Source organism: Sphingomonas parapaucimobilis NBRC 15100, from assembly GCF_000787715.1.
In the GTDB taxonomy this organism is placed as follows: Bacteria; Pseudomonadota; Alphaproteobacteria; order Sphingomonadales; family Sphingomonadaceae; genus Sphingomonas; species Sphingomonas parapaucimobilis.
The window spans coordinates 19,378-32,963 of the sequence record NZ_BBPI01000005.1 but is presented as its reverse complement, the minus strand read 5'-3'; the positions used below and the strand labels follow the sequence as shown (position 1 = coordinate 32,963).

The following is a 13,586-nucleotide window of genomic DNA, read 5'->3' as shown; positions in this document are numbered from 1 at the left end:
CACCCCTCCGTCAGCGCTTCGCGCTGCCACTTCCCCTGCGAGGGGAGGATAGATTTACCCGCGCAAGGCCGCCGCCGCCCGTGCCTTGGCCTCCACGTCCGCCATCGAACCGCCCGTCACCCAGCTGCCACCGACACACAGCACGCGGTCGAACGCCAGCCAGTCGGGGGCGCTCGCCTCGGTGATGCCGCCGGTCGGGCAGAAGCGCGCCTGATAGAAGGGCGCGGCCAGTGCCTTTAGCGCCTTCAGCCCGCCGCTCGTCTCGGCGGGGAAGAACTTGAAATGGGTCAGGCCCAGGTCCAGCCCGCGCATGATGTCGCCCGCATTGGCGATGCCGGGCAGATAGGGGATGCCGCTCTCGATGACGGCCGCGCCCAGCCGATCGGTCAGGCCGGGCGAGACGATGAACTCCGCACCCGCATCCGCCACGTCGCGCAGCTGCTGCTCGTTGACCACGGTCCCTGCGCCGACGATCGCGCCGGGGACCTTCTTCATCTCGGCCATCGCTTCCAGCGCGGCGGGGGTGCGCAGCGTCACCTCCAGCACCTTCAGCCCGCCCGCAACCAGCGCCTCGGCCAAGGGCTTGGCGGTGGCGGCGTCGTCGATGACCAGCACGGGGATGACCGCGCTGGTACGCATGATGGTGGCGATGTCGGTCATGAATGCTCCTGGGCAAAGGCCGCGGCCGCGCCGAACAGGCCGGGCTGGGGATGGGTGATAAGCTTGACGGGAATGCGCGCCATCAGCGACTGGAAGCGTCCCTTCGCGACGAAGCGCTGGTCGAAGCCCGAGCGAAGCAGCTTGTCCTTGATCCGGTAGCCCAGGCCGCCCGCGATCACGACGGTCTTGGCCCCCTGCGCCAGCGCGAAGTCGCCCGCGACCGCGCCCAGCGCCAGGCAGAAGCGGTCGAGCGCGGCGAGCGCGATCGAGTCGGTGCCATCCAGCGCCTCGGTCCAGATTTCGCGGTCGTCACGGCTGGGCACCGCGCGGCCCTCCAGCGTGGCGAGCGTTTCGTAGATGGCGACGATGCCGGGGCCGGAGCAGATCCGCTCGCACGACACGCGGGTATAGGTGCGGCGCAGGCGCTTCAGGATCGCATCCTCGATCCCGTCGAGCGGGGCATAGTCCATATGCCCGCCCTCGGTTTCGATAACATGATAGCGGTTGGGCGTCATCAGCACCTGCGCGACGCCCAGGCCGGTGCCGGGGCCGCAGACGGTGACGACGCCGTTGGCGGGCATCGGCTCCTCGGGGCCGCAAATGTGGAGGAAGTCCTCCTCCGGCACCTGCGCGACGGCATGGCCGACCGCCCCGAAGTCGTTGATGACGGTATAGACGTCCGCGCCCAGCCGCTCGGGGATCAGCGAGGGGCGGATGACCCAGGGGTTGTTGGTCATGCGGATCACGTCGCCGGTGATCGGCGAGGCGATGGCGAGAGACGCGGCCTTGGGCAGCGGGCGGCCCAGATGCGCCTCGAACGCCTGCCACGCGGTCTGGAGCGAGGCGTGCTCTGCGGTCTTTTGCGTGCAGGGCTCGCCGAGCTTCACCACCCGGCCATTCTCGACCTCGGCGATCGCGAAGCGCGCATGCGTGCCCCCGATGTCGACGGCTACGATTTCCATGATGTCCTCCCCCTTATCGTTTTACAGGCCGGCCGCGGCGAGGATGGGCGAGGCGCCCTTCTCGGCTTCGTCGGCGGCCTGGCGGAACAGCGCGAACAGTTCGCGGCCCATGCCCTGCGCCGGGGCAGGCGTCGCCGCCAGTTCGCGGGCGGCCCATTCGGCCGGATCGACCAGGGCGTTCAGCGTGCCCTCGACCGCATCGAGCCGAACGATATCGCCGTCGCGGATCAGGCCGATCGCGCCGCCGCCGATCGCCTCGGGGCTGAGATGGATGGCGCAAGGGACCTTGCCGCTCGCGCCCGACATACGGCCATCGGTGACCAGCGCGACCTTGAAGCCGCGATTCTGGAGCACGCCGAGCGGCGGGGTCAGCTTGTGCAGTTCCGGCATGCCGTTCGCCTTCGGCCCCTGGAAGCGGACCACGACCACCACGTCGCGCTCCAGCTCACCCGCCTTGAACGCGGCCTGCACCTCCGACTGGTCGGAGAAGACGCGGGCGGGGGCCTCGATGATCCAGCGCTCGCGCTCGACCGCCGACACCTTGATGCAGGCGCGGCCGAGATTGCCCGACAGGATGCGCATCCCGCCATCGGCCGAAAAGGGCGCGGCAGCGGGGCGCAGGATCGTCTCGTCACCACTGTCGCCGACCGGGGTCCACGCCAGCTTGTCGTCTTCGATCACAGCGGTCTGGCCGTAATCGGACAGGTCCTGGCCCGCCACCGTCATGATGTCGCGGTGGAGCAGCCCTTCGGACAGCAGTTCGCGGATGACATAGGGCATGCCGCCCGCCGCTTCGAACCCGTTCACGTCCGCCGAGCCGTTGGGATAGACCCGCGCGATCAGCGGCACGGCGGCCGACAGGCGGTCCATATCCTCCCAGTCGATGATGATCCCCGCCGCGCGCGCGATAGCGGGCAGGTGGATCAGGTGATTGGTCGAACCGCCGGTCGCCAGCAGGCCGACCGCCGCGTTGACGATCGCCTTTTCATCGACGCACCGGCCCAGCGGCCGGTAATCGTCCCCGCGCTGCCCGATGGCGGCGAGCCGGTGGACGGCGGCGCGGCTGAGTTCCTGGCGCAGCTTGGTGCCCGGATTGACGAAGGCGGCGCCCGGCATGTGCAGGCCCATCACCTCCATCATCATCTGGTTGGTGTTGGCGGTGCCGTAGAAGGTGCAGGTGCCCTTCGAATGATAGGCGGCGATCTCGGCGTCGAGCAGTTCCTCGCGCCCCGCCTTGCCCTCGGCAAAGGCCTCGCGGACGGCGGCCTTCTGCTTGTTGGGCAGGCCGGTCGGCATCGGGCCGCCGGGGACCAGGATCATCGGCAGATGGCCGAAACGCAGCGCGCCCATCAGCAGGCCCGGCACGATCTTGTCGCAGATGCCGAGCAGCGCGGCCCCCTCGAAGGTGCCGTGGCTCAGGGCGACCGCCGTGGACAGCGCGATGGTGTCGCGGCTGAACAGCGACAGCTCCATGCCCGCATAGCCCTGCGTCACGCCGTCGCACATGGCGGGCACGCCGCCCGCCACCTGCGCGGTGGCACCGACTTCGCGCGCCCAGACCTTCATCAGTTCCGGGTAGCGATAATAGACGGCGTGGGCCGACAGCATGTCGTTATAGGCCGACACGATGCCGATATTCATGCCGCGATCCGCCTTCATGGCGTCGCGGTCTTCCTCGGTCCCGGCATAGGCATGGGCGAGGTTGGCGCAGCCCAGACTGGGGCGGCGCACCGCCGTCTCGGCCTCGTGCGCGATCAGGTCGAGATAGGCCTGACGGCCCGGACGCGAGCGTTCGATGACCCGGTCGGTAACGGCAGAGACGGCGGCGTTGAGGCTCATTGCTCGCTCCAGTGGATGTCGATCGGCAGTTCGACCTCGGCCAGCACGCGGCCGACCGGATAGGGCGAGGATGCGCCTTCCTTGATCGCGTCTTCCAGCACCTTCTTCTTGGCCGGGCCGGAAATGGCGAACATGATCGAGCGGGCCGAGACGATGCCCGCGCGGCTGAGTGTCACGCGCGCGACCGGCGCTTCCGGCGGCAGCGGATCGGGCATCAGGCCCAGCGCGCGGCGCTCCTTCGGGCCGTTGAGCGCTTCGTCATAGTCCGGGCCGGGGAAGATCGAGGCGGTATGCCCGTCCGTCCCCATTCCCAGCAGCACGAGGTCGAGCGGCCAGTGCAGTTCCTGCATCAGCGCATCGGCCGAGCGACCGGCGGCCTTATAGTCCGAGGTCGCCTGCGGCACGATCGGCATGACCCGCGCGCCCTTGGGCAGGAAAATCTTGCCGATCATGGTCACATTGGACAACGGATCGCCCAGCGGCACGATCCGCTCGTCGGCGGGGACGATGGTCACGCGCTTCCAGTCAAGCTTGGCCTGGGCCAGCTTTTCATAGACCGGGATCGGCGTCTTGCCGCCCGACAGTGCGATCACCGCCGCGCCGCGCGCCTCGATGGCGCTTTCGATGATGAACTGGATGTCGCCCGCCAGCGCGTTCGCCATTTCGGTGGTGTCTTCGTAATCCCACCATTCGATTTCGTCGGTCATGGTATCTGCGTCCTAGATGGTCGGGGCAAGGCCGATCCGCCGCCTTGGGCCAGCGGACCCGTGCCTTGCCGATAATGTCACACGTCTTCTGGTCTGACGGCGAAGGTCAGTCGTCCTGCCAATGCACCCCGTCACGCTCGGTCAGCGCGATGGCGGAGGACGGCCCCCAGCTGCCGCTGGGATAGGTCTTGGGCTTGACGTCGTTGGCGTCCCAACCGGCGCGGATGGCGTCGATCCAGGTCCATTGCGCCTCCACCTCGTCGCGGCGGACGAACAGGGTCTGGTCGCCTTCGATCAGGTCGAGCAGCAACCGCTCATAGGCGATGCGGCGGCGGGTCCCTGCGAACTCGGCGTCGAGCGACAGGTTCAGCGGCACTTCGCGCAGGCGGATGCCTTCGCGGTCGAGACCCGGTTCCTTCGCCATCACCAGCAGCTGGATATATTCCTCCGGCTGCAACCGGATGACCAGCGTGTTGGGCTGGAGCAGGCCACCGCGCCCGGCAAACATCGAATGCGGCACCGGCTTGAACTGGATGGCGATTTCGGAGCGTCGCGCGGCCATGCGCTTGCCGGTGCGCAGGTAGAAGGGCACGCCCTGCCAGCGCCAATTGTCGACATGCGCCTTGATCGCGACGAAGGTCTCGGTCTTGGACGGCTTGCCCAGTTCATCGGCATAGGAACCGACGATCTTGCCGCCGACCGCGCCGTCGGCATATTGGCCGGTGACGGTGTTGTTGGGCACTTCCTCGGGCGTCATCAGGCGCAGCGAGCGGAAGACCTTGGCCTTCTCATCCCGGATCGCCGTGCCGTCATAGCGCGCGGGCGGCTCCATCGCGATCAGGGCGAGCAGCTGCAGGATATGGTTCTGCACCATGTCGCGCAGCGCGCCCGCACCTTCGTAATAGCCCGCGCGATCCTCCAGCCCGACCGTCTCGGCGATGGTGATCTGGACATTGTCGATGCCGTGCGCGTTCCAGATCGGCTCGAAGAAGAAATTGCCGAAGCGCAGCGCCAGGATGTTCTGGACGGTTTCCTTGCCCAGATAATGGTCGATGCGGAAGGTCCGCTCCTCGGGGAAGCCGAAGGCCACCGCGTCGTTGATCTCCTTGGACGAGGCGAGGTCGTAGCCGAGCGGCTTTTCCAGGCCGATCCGCACCGTCTCGCCCGCCAGGCCGACCGATTCGAGGCCCTTGATGGTGGACTCGAACAGGCTGGGCGCGGTCGAGAGATAGATGGCCAGGCCGTTCGACACGTCGCCGACCTTTTCCGCCAGCGCCGGGAAGCCGTCCATCGAAGACGCGTCGAGCGACTGATACTGCACCCGCTCCAGGAAGCTGGCGATCTTGTCGGCGTCCTTGCGGTCGTCGGGTAGGAAGGTGTCGAGCGCCTTGGCCGCGAACGCGCGGAAGCTGGCATCGTCATGATCCGACCGCGCGGTGCCGGTGATCGTCAGCCCCTCGGGCAGCAGCCCGTCCGAATGCAGGTTGAACAGCGAGGGCAGCAGCATCCGCTGCGACAGGTCGCCGGTCGCGCCGAACAGCAGCAGCTTGCCAACGGGATTGCGCGTCATGACGTCTCCTTAGAGCACGAGGCCAGCGGTCGGGTCGAGCCCGGCCATGATGTTCAAATTCTGGACCGCCGCACCCCCGGCACCCTTGCCCAGATTGTCGAGCGTGGCGATCAGTCGCGCCTGTTCCGTGGCCGCATTGCCGCACACGCGCAAGGTCATCCGGTCGGTTCCGGCATTTTCCTCGACATTCACCGCCGCTACGGCATCCGCCGAAAAACGCACGATGCGGCTGTCGGCGTAAGCGTCGGCCAACACCTGCGCGACGGTGTCGAGCGAGGGCGCGCCGGGCAGGGCGTAAAGGGGCAGGGGTACTTCGACGACCATGCCGCGATAGGTGTCGACGACGGACGGAGCGAAGATCGGCGCGTGGGTCAGGCCCGAATGACGCTGCATCTCCGGCGCGTGCTTGTGCGCGAGGCTGAGGCCATAGGGGCGGAAGGCGCGCTCGGTCGCGGACTCATATTCGGCGATCATCGCCTTGCCGCCGCCCGAATAGCCCGAGGCGGCGTTGACCGTCACCGGGAAGTCCGCCGGGATGATACCGGCGCGCACCAGCGGGCGGACAAGGGCGAGGAAGCCGGTCGGGTAACAGCCGGGGTTGGACACGAAGCGGGCGGCGGCGATCCGCTCCTGCTGCTCGGGCTCCAGCTCGGCGAAACCATAGACCCAGCCCGCGGCGGTCCGGTGCGCGGTCGAGGCGTCGACCACCCGTGTCCGGTCGTTGGCGATCAGCGAAACGGCTTCGCGCGCGGCATCGTCGGGCAGGCAGAGAATGACGAAATCGGCGTCGTTGATCGCCTCGCGACGGGCATCGGCATCCTTGCGGAGATCATCGGGCAGGGTCAGGATCGACAGGTCGGTACGACCCGCCAGCCGGTCGGCGATCTCCAGCCCGGTCGTGCCCGCGCCGCCATCGATGAAGACCGTCTTCGTCACTGCACCCGCTCCAACAGTCCCGCATCGCAATAACCGACCAGCCCGAGATGGGGCGCGATGCCCCAGGCATGGCCACCTGCCAGCTCCAGCACTTCGAACGTCTCGCCCGACCGCAATTCGGCCAGGACCGTGCTGTTCGTGGCACGTCCCTCGCGCAGTGTCACCGGTGCGCTGCTTCTATAGGGCAGGGGGGCTGCATAATGGGGCGCGAATACGTATTCAGCCAGCCGGACATCGGCCAGATCGGGACGAACCGCATGGGTTCTCGGGTCGAGCCCGACGGTGCGCCCCTGCAGGGCGAAGCTCTTACGCGTTGGCCCGCTGGAGGGCTGGGGCGTCGCCAGCGCCGATGAAATGTCCGAATTCTTCAAGAAAGTCCGCCCCTTCAGGTGTCCTGGCGACAAAGATGTTACGCTTGTCGCTATCATCGCGTTGGCGGCGCAGATAGCCCAGCGTTCCCAGTCTATTCAAGGCGCGGGTAACGACAGGTTTCGAGACGTTCAAGGCGCGCGCCAAACCGCGTACCGTATGGGGGCCGGGACGCAGGTATACGACGAGCAGCAACGCCATTTGCCGGTTGGTCAGATCGGGCTCGCCCGAACGGACATAATCGACAAGGGCGCTCATCCAGGCGAACAGCGACTGCGGGTCGTGCGGATTGGACACGGCGGCGATTCCAATGGCTGTGCCGGGCTTTGCCGGGCGTTGTTTCGTTGTCATAACGCCCCTTATCCGTGGTGGTTTCACTCCTGTTCCGACGAGATGAACAACTTGTGGCAGGGATTTTTCGGAACCTTTTCAGTGCATGGACGGGCGGGGAAGGGAACTCCGATCCGCCGCACGGTTGATCCCGCCACGCACGTCGCCTATGTGCGCCCCCTCGCACACCCCTTGTTCGGGATCATACGCGCCTCATGTTCGCATTTCTGCTCGTCATCCACGCCATCATCGCCGCGACCCTGGTCACGGTGATCCTCATGCAGCGGTCGGAAGGCGGCGGTCTGGGCATGGGGGGCAGCCCGTCTGGGCTGATGTCGGCGCGCGGCGCGGCGGACTTCCTCAGCCGTGCGACGGCGGTGCTGGCCACCGCGTTCGTCGGCTTCTCGATCCTGCTGGCGGTGCTGGCCGCGACGCGCGGCGCGCCCGCCATCGACACCTCGCTGGCCCGCACGCCCGCGACTCAGGCACCGATCACCCAGCCCGCGCCCGCCCCGGTCCCGACCGGCGCGGCTCCTGCACAGGCGCCTGCGGACAATTCGGCGGTTCCGCTCGCCCGCTAAACCTCGTTTCCATCGCAGCATAGGCCAACGCGCCGCCGATAATTTCCGGCGGCGCGCATCTTTGCTGTTGTCGTATCCACCCCATCCAAGCTAGGCGATTCTTCCCATGGCGCGGTATATCTTCATCACCGGCGGCGTGGTTTCGTCGCTCGGCAAAGGCCTCATGGCGGCCTCTCTTGCGGCTCTCTTGCAGGCGCGCGGCTACAGTGTGCGCATTCGCAAGTTCGATCCCTATCTCAACGTCGACCCGGGCACGATGAGCCCGTATCAGCATGGCGAAGTCTACGTCACCGACGACGGTGCCGAGACCGATCTCGACCTGGGGCATTATGAACGTTTCACCGGCGTCTCCTCGCGCCAGTCGGACAACGTCACCTCGGGCCGCATCTACAAGACGATCATCGAGCGCGAGCGGCGCGGCGACTATCTGGGCGCGACCGTCCAGGTCATTCCGCACGTCACTGACGCGATCAAGGCGTTCGCCAAGGCCGACACGCTCGACGAGAACGGCAAGGAGATCGACTTCATCCTCTGCGAGATCGGCGGGACGGTCGGCGACATCGAATCGCTGCCCTTCATCGAGGCGATCCGTCAGCTCAAGAACGAGCTGGGTCGCGGCAAGTCGATCAGCATCCATGTCACGCTGGTCCCGTACATCGCGGCGGCGGGCGAGTTGAAGACCAAGCCGACCCAGCATTCGGTGCGCGAGATCGCCGCACTGGGCGTGGCCCCCGACGTGCTGGTCTGCCGCTGCGAGCATCCGCTGCCCGCCTCGGACCGGGCCAAGATCGGCCTGTTCTGTAACGTACCGCCCTCGGCGGTCATCCCGGCGCTGGACGCCAAGAGCATCTATGCGGTGCCGCTCCAATATCATGCCGAGGGTCTCGATTCGGAAGTGCTGCGCGCGTTCGGCATCGAGCCTGAGGGTGCGCCCGACCTGTCGCGCTGGACCGAGATCGTCGACCGCCTGGTCAACCCGGAAGGTGAAGTGACGATCGGCGTGGTCGGCAAATATGTCGGCCTGCAGGACGCCTATAAGTCGCTCAACGAAGCGCTGGTCCATGGCGGCATCGCCAACAAGGTAAAGGTCCATATCCGCTGGATCGACGCCGAACTATTCGAAGGCGATGAAAGCGAGATCGCGCAGCAGCTCGAACCCTGCCACGCGATCCTCGTCCCCGGCGCGTTCGGCGAGCGCGGTGCGCAGGGCAAGATCGAGGCGGTCCGCTTCGCCCGCGAACGGCGCGTGCCTTATTTCGGCATCTGCTTCGGGATGCAGATGGCGTGCGTCGAAGGTGCGCGGAACCTGGCGGGTATCGCCGACGCCTCCTCGACCGAGTTCGGTCCGACCTCCGAGCCGATCGTCGGTCTCATCACCGAATGGATGGGCCGCGATGGTCTGGAGAAGCGCGAGGCGAGCGGCGACATGGGCGGCACGATGCGGCTGGGTGCCTATGACGCCAAGCTGGCGGGCAACAGCGTCGTCGCATCGATCTATGGCAGCGAGGACATCTCCGAGCGGCACCGTCACCGCTATGAGGTGAACACCACCTATAAGGAAGCGCTGGAAAAGGGCGGCCTGGTGTTCAGCGGCATGTCGCCGGACGGCACGCTGCCCGAAATCGTCGAGCGGCCCGGCCATCCGTGGTTCGTCGGCGTGCAGTTCCACCCGGAGCTGAAGTCCAAGCCCTTCGACCCGCACCCGCTCTTCGCCAGCTTCATCGAAGCGGCGGTGAAGCAGAGCCGCTTGGTGTGATGGGAAACCCCGCCTCCAGATAATGGAGGCGGGGTTTTTCTTTTCCCGGAAGGCACAAACCCTCCGTTCAGCCTGAGCGAAGTCGAAGGCCAAGGGAGGGCTTATCCTCTTGGCGGATGTTCGGACATGGGCTTCGACTACGCTCAGCCTGAACGGAGGTAGGGAGAAAACCAAAAGGCGCCCGGACCCGTCGGTCCGGACGCCCCGCGACGTCTTTAGGGAGAATAAGACGTCGAACCGTTTACGCCGCCTGGGCCTCGTCGGCCTGATGTTCCACCGCGGCGAGCGGCTGGCCCGTCTTGATCGCGATCGTCTTGGGCTTCATCGCCTCGGGCACCTCGCGGACGAGGTCGATGACGAGCAGGCCGTCGTTCAGGCGCGCATCCTCGACGAACACGAAGTCCGCCAGCTCGAAGCGCCGCTCGAACGAGCGATTGGCGATGCCGACATGCAGGAAGTTGGGCGCGGTCGCCTTGTCGTCCTTCTTGCCGGTGACGAGCAGCATGTTCTGCTGCGCGGTGATCTCGATCTCGTCACGGGCGAAACCGGCCACCGCCAAGGTGATGCGGTAACGGTCGTCGGCCAGACGCTCGAGGTTGAACGGGGGATAGTTTTCCGCCGAATTGGCCCGCGAATTGGCCTCCAGCAGATCGAACAGCCGGTCGAAGCCGATGGTCGAACGGCGGTACGGAGTCAGGTCGATACGCATGTCAAAACCTCCATCAGAAGCGAATTGAAACGGGATCGGTCGGTCCACCCCGGCACGGGGCGGTTCGACCCATCCGTGCGGCCCGATAACGGCACCGCACGCGAACCGATATGGTTCAATTTAAGGTGTCTTCAAGCGCCTTTTAGGATCGAAAAGCAAAACTTCGGACGGGCCAAGCCATCGCTGGCTTGAATGCCTACTAAAACGATGTGTGAATAGGAGATGAAATCAAAAGGGGAGCTTCCATGTCCTTGACCCTGGCCTTCATCCTGGCGGCGCAGACGGCCGTCGCCACTCCGCAAACCGATCCCAACGCCGATACGCAGACCGCGCAAACCCGCCGCGATGAAGGGCGGTTGGGCACTGCGCAGCAGGGCGGGGGCGATGTCGTCGTCACCGCGCGGCGGCGGGCCGAGACGATCCAGAGCGTCCCCATCGCCATGTCGGTGATCGGCGGCACCGCGCTGGCCGAGACGGGGACCTACAACGTCAATCGGCTGACCCAGATACAGCCGACGCTGCAATTCTACTCGACCAATCCGCGAAATTCGGCCGCCAATATCCGCGGTCTGGGCGCGCCGTTCGGGCTGACCAATGACGGGATCGAGCAGGGCGTCGGCATCTATGTCGATCAGGTCTATTACAGCCGCATCGCCTCGGCGACGTTCGACTTCACCGATACCGAACGGATCGAGGTGCTGCGCGGGCCGCAGGGTACGCTCTATGGCAAGAACACCACGGCGGGGGCGATCAACATCATTACCCGCCCGCCCAGCTTCACGCCCGAGGCACGGGTCGAGCTGAGTGGGGGCAATTACGATTTCTTCCAGGGCAAGGCGTCGGTGTCCGGCCCGCTCGTCGATGACAAGGTCGCGGTGCGGCTGTCGACGTCGATCACCACGCGACGCGGCACCGTCTATAATACCCGCCAGCAGGAATGGCAGAACTCGCAGGACAATCTGTCGCTGCGCAGCCAGTTCCTGTGGCACGCGACGCCGACGCTCGACCTGACGCTGTCGGGTGATTATGCGCGGCAGAACCCCAATTGCTGCGTGCAATATTATGCGCGGGTGGGCGCGACGCAGCGGCCGCTCAACCGGCAATATGCGGCGCTGGCGGCGGCGCAGGGCTATAGCGTACCCTCGACCAACGCCTTCGACCGGCTGACCGATGTCGATACCGATCTGCGCGCCAAACAGGAGCTGGGCGGGCTGTCGCTGGTGGCGAACTGGGATGTGGGCGAGGCGACGCTGACCAGCATGTCGGCATGGCGCTTCTGGCATTGGGATCCGTCCAACGACCGCGATTTCATCGGTCTGCCGATCACCACCGTCTCGGCCAACCCGTCGCAGCAGAGCCAGGTGACGCAGGAAGTGCGGATCGCCTCCAATGGCAAGCGGACGCTCGATTACGTATTGGGCGCCTTCTACTTCTGGCAGTCGATCGATACGCAAGGGTTGCAGGTGCAGGGTCCGGCGGCCAGCGCCTTTCTGCTCAACCCGACCAGCGTGGCGGGGCGCAATCCGGCGACGCTGAACGGGCTGGCCTCTCGCAATACGATCGGCTTTACCAACACCTCGGCGGCCTTGTTTGGCAAGCTGACCTGGCATGTAGACAATCGCCTGTCGGTGTCGCCGGGCCTGCGGCTGAACTATGATCGCAAGGACGGCTCCTATGTCTCGACCGTGACCAACGGGGCGGGCTCAACGACGCTGACCAGCGACCAGCGTGGGGTGCTCGCCCCGCAGAACTACACGCCCTCCTTCACAAACTGGAACCTGTCCGGCGACCTGACCATCGCCTATGAGTTCAATCCCAACGTCCATTATTACGCCACCTATGCCCGCAGCTATAAGTCGGGCGGGATCAACCTGTCCGGCCTGCCGCTCGATGCGCAGAACAACCCCATCCTGGCGACGCAGACGGTGCGGCCCGAAAAGGTCAATCATTTCGAGCTGGGGCTGAAGACCCAGTTCGCGGATCGCCGCGCGACCGTGAACTTCGCGGGCTTCTGGACCGAGATCGGCGATTATCAGGCAACGGTGAACAATCTTCAGGTCAACGTCCTGCGCGGCTATCTCGCCAATGCGGGCCGGGTGCGGACGCGCGGGATCGAGATCGACTCGGCCTTCCGCCCGACGGAGCGGTTCAACGTCTATGCCAACGGCGCCTTCACCGATGCGCGCTATACCCGTTTCACCAATGCGCCGTGCCCGCCCGAATTGTCCGGCGGGACCGCGCTGCCGGTGGTGAACGGCCAGATCGTGGGCACCCCTGCGGCAGCGGGCACGCCGGGCGCTTCGCTGCCCTATTGCAACATCTCGAGCCAGTGGCTGCCGGGCGTGTCGCGTTGGGCCTTTTCCTATGGCGCGGAATATGACCTGCCCGCGACCGTGGCGGGGACCGAGGGGCAATTCTATCTGGGTTATGACGGCAGCTATCGGTCGAAATTCTCATCCAATCCGTCGCGCTCGGCCTATACGGACATCAATGGCTATAGCCTGTCCAACGTTCGGGCCGGGTTCAAGGCGCCGGGCAGCTGGAATGCCTTTGTCTGGGTGCGCAATCTGTTCGACCATGATTATTACGAACTGCTGGCCACCCAATCGGGGTCGACCGGGCTGATCGTGGGTCAGCCAGGCGATCCGCGCACCTATGGGTTCACCATTTCCAAGTCGTTCTAGACAAATCCTCCCCATCTTCAAAGGGGAGGGGGACCATCGCGTTAGCGGTGGTGGAGGGGCGGGTTACGCCAGCCAACGGCATGGTCCCTCCACCACCGGACTGACGCCCTGTGGTCCCCCTCCCCAAGCAAGCTTGGGGAGGATTGGGTAGGCGAATCTCAGGATTCGTCCACATTCGGTTCATCTTGATCTGGTATAGCCAAGATCCCGTGAACGGGCGCCGGGCCGGCATTTGGGGACGGAGTCTGGAAGCTCCCCGTACCTCAGCCGGTTCCGGCGGCTTTGCGGGTGGAGTGATGCGCGACGAGGCCCGAATGACAAACGCCCGGACCGTTTCCGATCCGGGCGCCTGCGTGACGATCGCTCGTCAGCCCCCTTTTCCCGCTCCCGCATCAACCTCGTTGGGTGAGCGTTGGAGCAATCCCCGAACCACGGCCGTTGGTGCCTGTGTCTCAGTAAGACGGTGGTACGGTACGGCGGGGC

12 protein-coding genes are annotated in these 13,586 nt (G+C 65.9%); 3 read left to right on the top strand and 9 right to left on the bottom strand.

What is annotated here, in order from left to right:
* Positions 1-54: 54 nt before the first annotated feature.
* The 8 genes from eda to SP5_RS00990 form a co-directional block, all read right to left on the bottom strand.
* Positions 55-660, bottom strand: coding sequence for a bifunctional 4-hydroxy-2-oxoglutarate aldolase/2-dehydro-3-deoxy-phosphogluconate aldolase (gene eda, locus SP5_RS01025; RefSeq protein ID WP_042482810.1), 606 nt, complete (start codon positions 658-660; stop codon positions 55-57).
* On the bottom strand, positions 657-1,622 hold the full coding sequence (gene glk, locus SP5_RS01020) for a glucokinase (RefSeq protein ID WP_042482807.1): 966 nt from the start codon (positions 1,620-1,622) through the stop codon (positions 657-659). Before glk ends, eda begins: the two co-directional genes overlap by 4 nt.
* A gap of 21 nt (positions 1,623-1,643) precedes the next feature.
* Positions 1,644-3,461: a phosphogluconate dehydratase gene (gene edd, locus SP5_RS01015; protein ID WP_042482804.1), complete on the bottom strand. Its 1,818-nt coding sequence runs from the start codon at positions 3,459-3,461 to the stop codon at positions 1,644-1,646.
* Positions 3,458-4,168, bottom strand: a complete 711-nt coding sequence (gene pgl / locus SP5_RS01010) for a 6-phosphogluconolactonase (protein WP_042482801.1) — start codon at positions 4,166-4,168, stop codon at positions 3,458-3,460. Before pgl ends, edd begins: the two co-directional genes overlap by 4 nt.
* 106 nt (positions 4,169-4,274) lie before the next feature.
* On the bottom strand, positions 4,275-5,738 hold the full coding sequence (gene zwf, locus SP5_RS01005) for a glucose-6-phosphate dehydrogenase (RefSeq protein WP_042482799.1): 1,464 nt from the start codon (positions 5,736-5,738) through the stop codon (positions 4,275-4,277).
* 9 nt (positions 5,739-5,747) lie between these two features.
* A complete protein-coding gene (gene argC, locus SP5_RS01000) occupies positions 5,748-6,674 on the bottom strand; it encodes an N-acetyl-gamma-glutamyl-phosphate reductase (protein WP_042482796.1) in 927 nt (308 codons plus the stop codon).
* Complete coding sequence (locus tag SP5_RS19930) at positions 6,671-6,838, bottom strand: SH3 domain-containing protein (RefSeq protein ID WP_335695348.1); 168 nt, start codon at positions 6,836-6,838, stop codon at positions 6,671-6,673. Before SP5_RS19930 ends, argC begins: the two co-directional genes overlap by 4 nt.
* Before the next feature lie 142 nt (positions 6,839-6,980).
* Positions 6,981-7,301: a MarR family transcriptional regulator gene (locus SP5_RS00990; protein ID WP_042482995.1), complete on the bottom strand. Its 321-nt coding sequence runs from the start codon at positions 7,299-7,301 to the stop codon at positions 6,981-6,983.
* A 287-nt stretch (positions 7,302-7,588) separates the two neighbouring features.
* On the opposite strand from SP5_RS00990, the gene secG reads away from it, so the two are divergent.
* Positions 7,589-7,954: a preprotein translocase subunit SecG gene (gene secG, locus SP5_RS00985; protein ID WP_042482793.1), complete on the top strand. Its 366-nt coding sequence runs from the start codon at positions 7,589-7,591 to the stop codon at positions 7,952-7,954.
* Between the two features lie 106 nt (positions 7,955-8,060).
* Positions 8,061-9,710: a CTP synthase gene (pyrG, locus tag SP5_RS00980; protein WP_042482790.1), complete on the top strand. Its 1,650-nt coding sequence runs from the start codon at positions 8,061-8,063 to the stop codon at positions 9,708-9,710.
* Between the two features lie 241 nt (positions 9,711-9,951).
* Here pyrG and SP5_RS00975 read toward each other — a convergent pair whose 3' ends face one another.
* Positions 9,952-10,419 (bottom strand): Hsp20 family protein, encoded by a 468-nt coding sequence (locus tag SP5_RS00975; RefSeq protein ID WP_042482788.1) that lies wholly within the window; start codon positions 10,417-10,419, stop codon positions 9,952-9,954.
* Between the two features lie 245 nt (positions 10,420-10,664).
* Here SP5_RS00975 and SP5_RS00970 point away from each other — a divergent pair, with 245 nt between their 5' ends.
* Positions 10,665-13,103, top strand: coding sequence for a TonB-dependent receptor (locus SP5_RS00970; protein ID WP_042482786.1), 2,439 nt, complete (start codon positions 10,665-10,667; stop codon positions 13,101-13,103).
* The last annotated feature ends 483 nt before the right edge of the window (positions 13,104-13,586 follow it).

Excerpts from the sequence above, each read along its gene's own strand:
- eda (WP_042482810.1), bottom strand. The coding sequence starts at position 660 with ATGACCGACATCGCCACCATCATGCGTACCAGCGCGGTCATCCCCGTG.
- glk (WP_042482807.1), bottom strand. The coding sequence starts at position 1,622 with ATGGAAATCGTAGCCGTCGACATCGGGGGCACGCATGCGCGCTTCGCG.
- edd (WP_042482804.1), bottom strand. The coding sequence starts at position 3,461 with ATGAGCCTCAACGCCGCCGTCTCTGCCGTTACCGACCGGGTCATCGAA.
- pgl (WP_042482801.1), bottom strand. The coding sequence starts at position 4,168 with ATGACCGACGAAATCGAATGGTGGGATTACGAAGACACCACCGAAATG.
- zwf (WP_042482799.1), bottom strand. The coding sequence starts at position 5,738 with ATGACGCGCAATCCCGTTGGCAAGCTGCTGCTGTTCGGCGCGACCGGC.
- SP5_RS00990 (WP_042482995.1), bottom strand. The coding sequence starts at position 7,301 with ATGAGCGCCCTTGTCGATTATGTCCGTTCGGGCGAGCCCGATCTGACC.
- secG (WP_042482793.1), top strand. The coding sequence starts at position 7,589 with ATGTTCGCATTTCTGCTCGTCATCCACGCCATCATCGCCGCGACCCTG.
- pyrG (WP_042482790.1), top strand. The coding sequence starts at position 8,061 with ATGGCGCGGTATATCTTCATCACCGGCGGCGTGGTTTCGTCGCTCGGC.
- SP5_RS00975 (WP_042482788.1), bottom strand. The coding sequence starts at position 10,419 with ATGCGTATCGACCTGACTCCGTACCGCCGTTCGACCATCGGCTTCGAC.
- SP5_RS00970 (WP_042482786.1), top strand. The coding sequence starts at position 10,665 with ATGTCCTTGACCCTGGCCTTCATCCTGGCGGCGCAGACGGCCGTCGCC.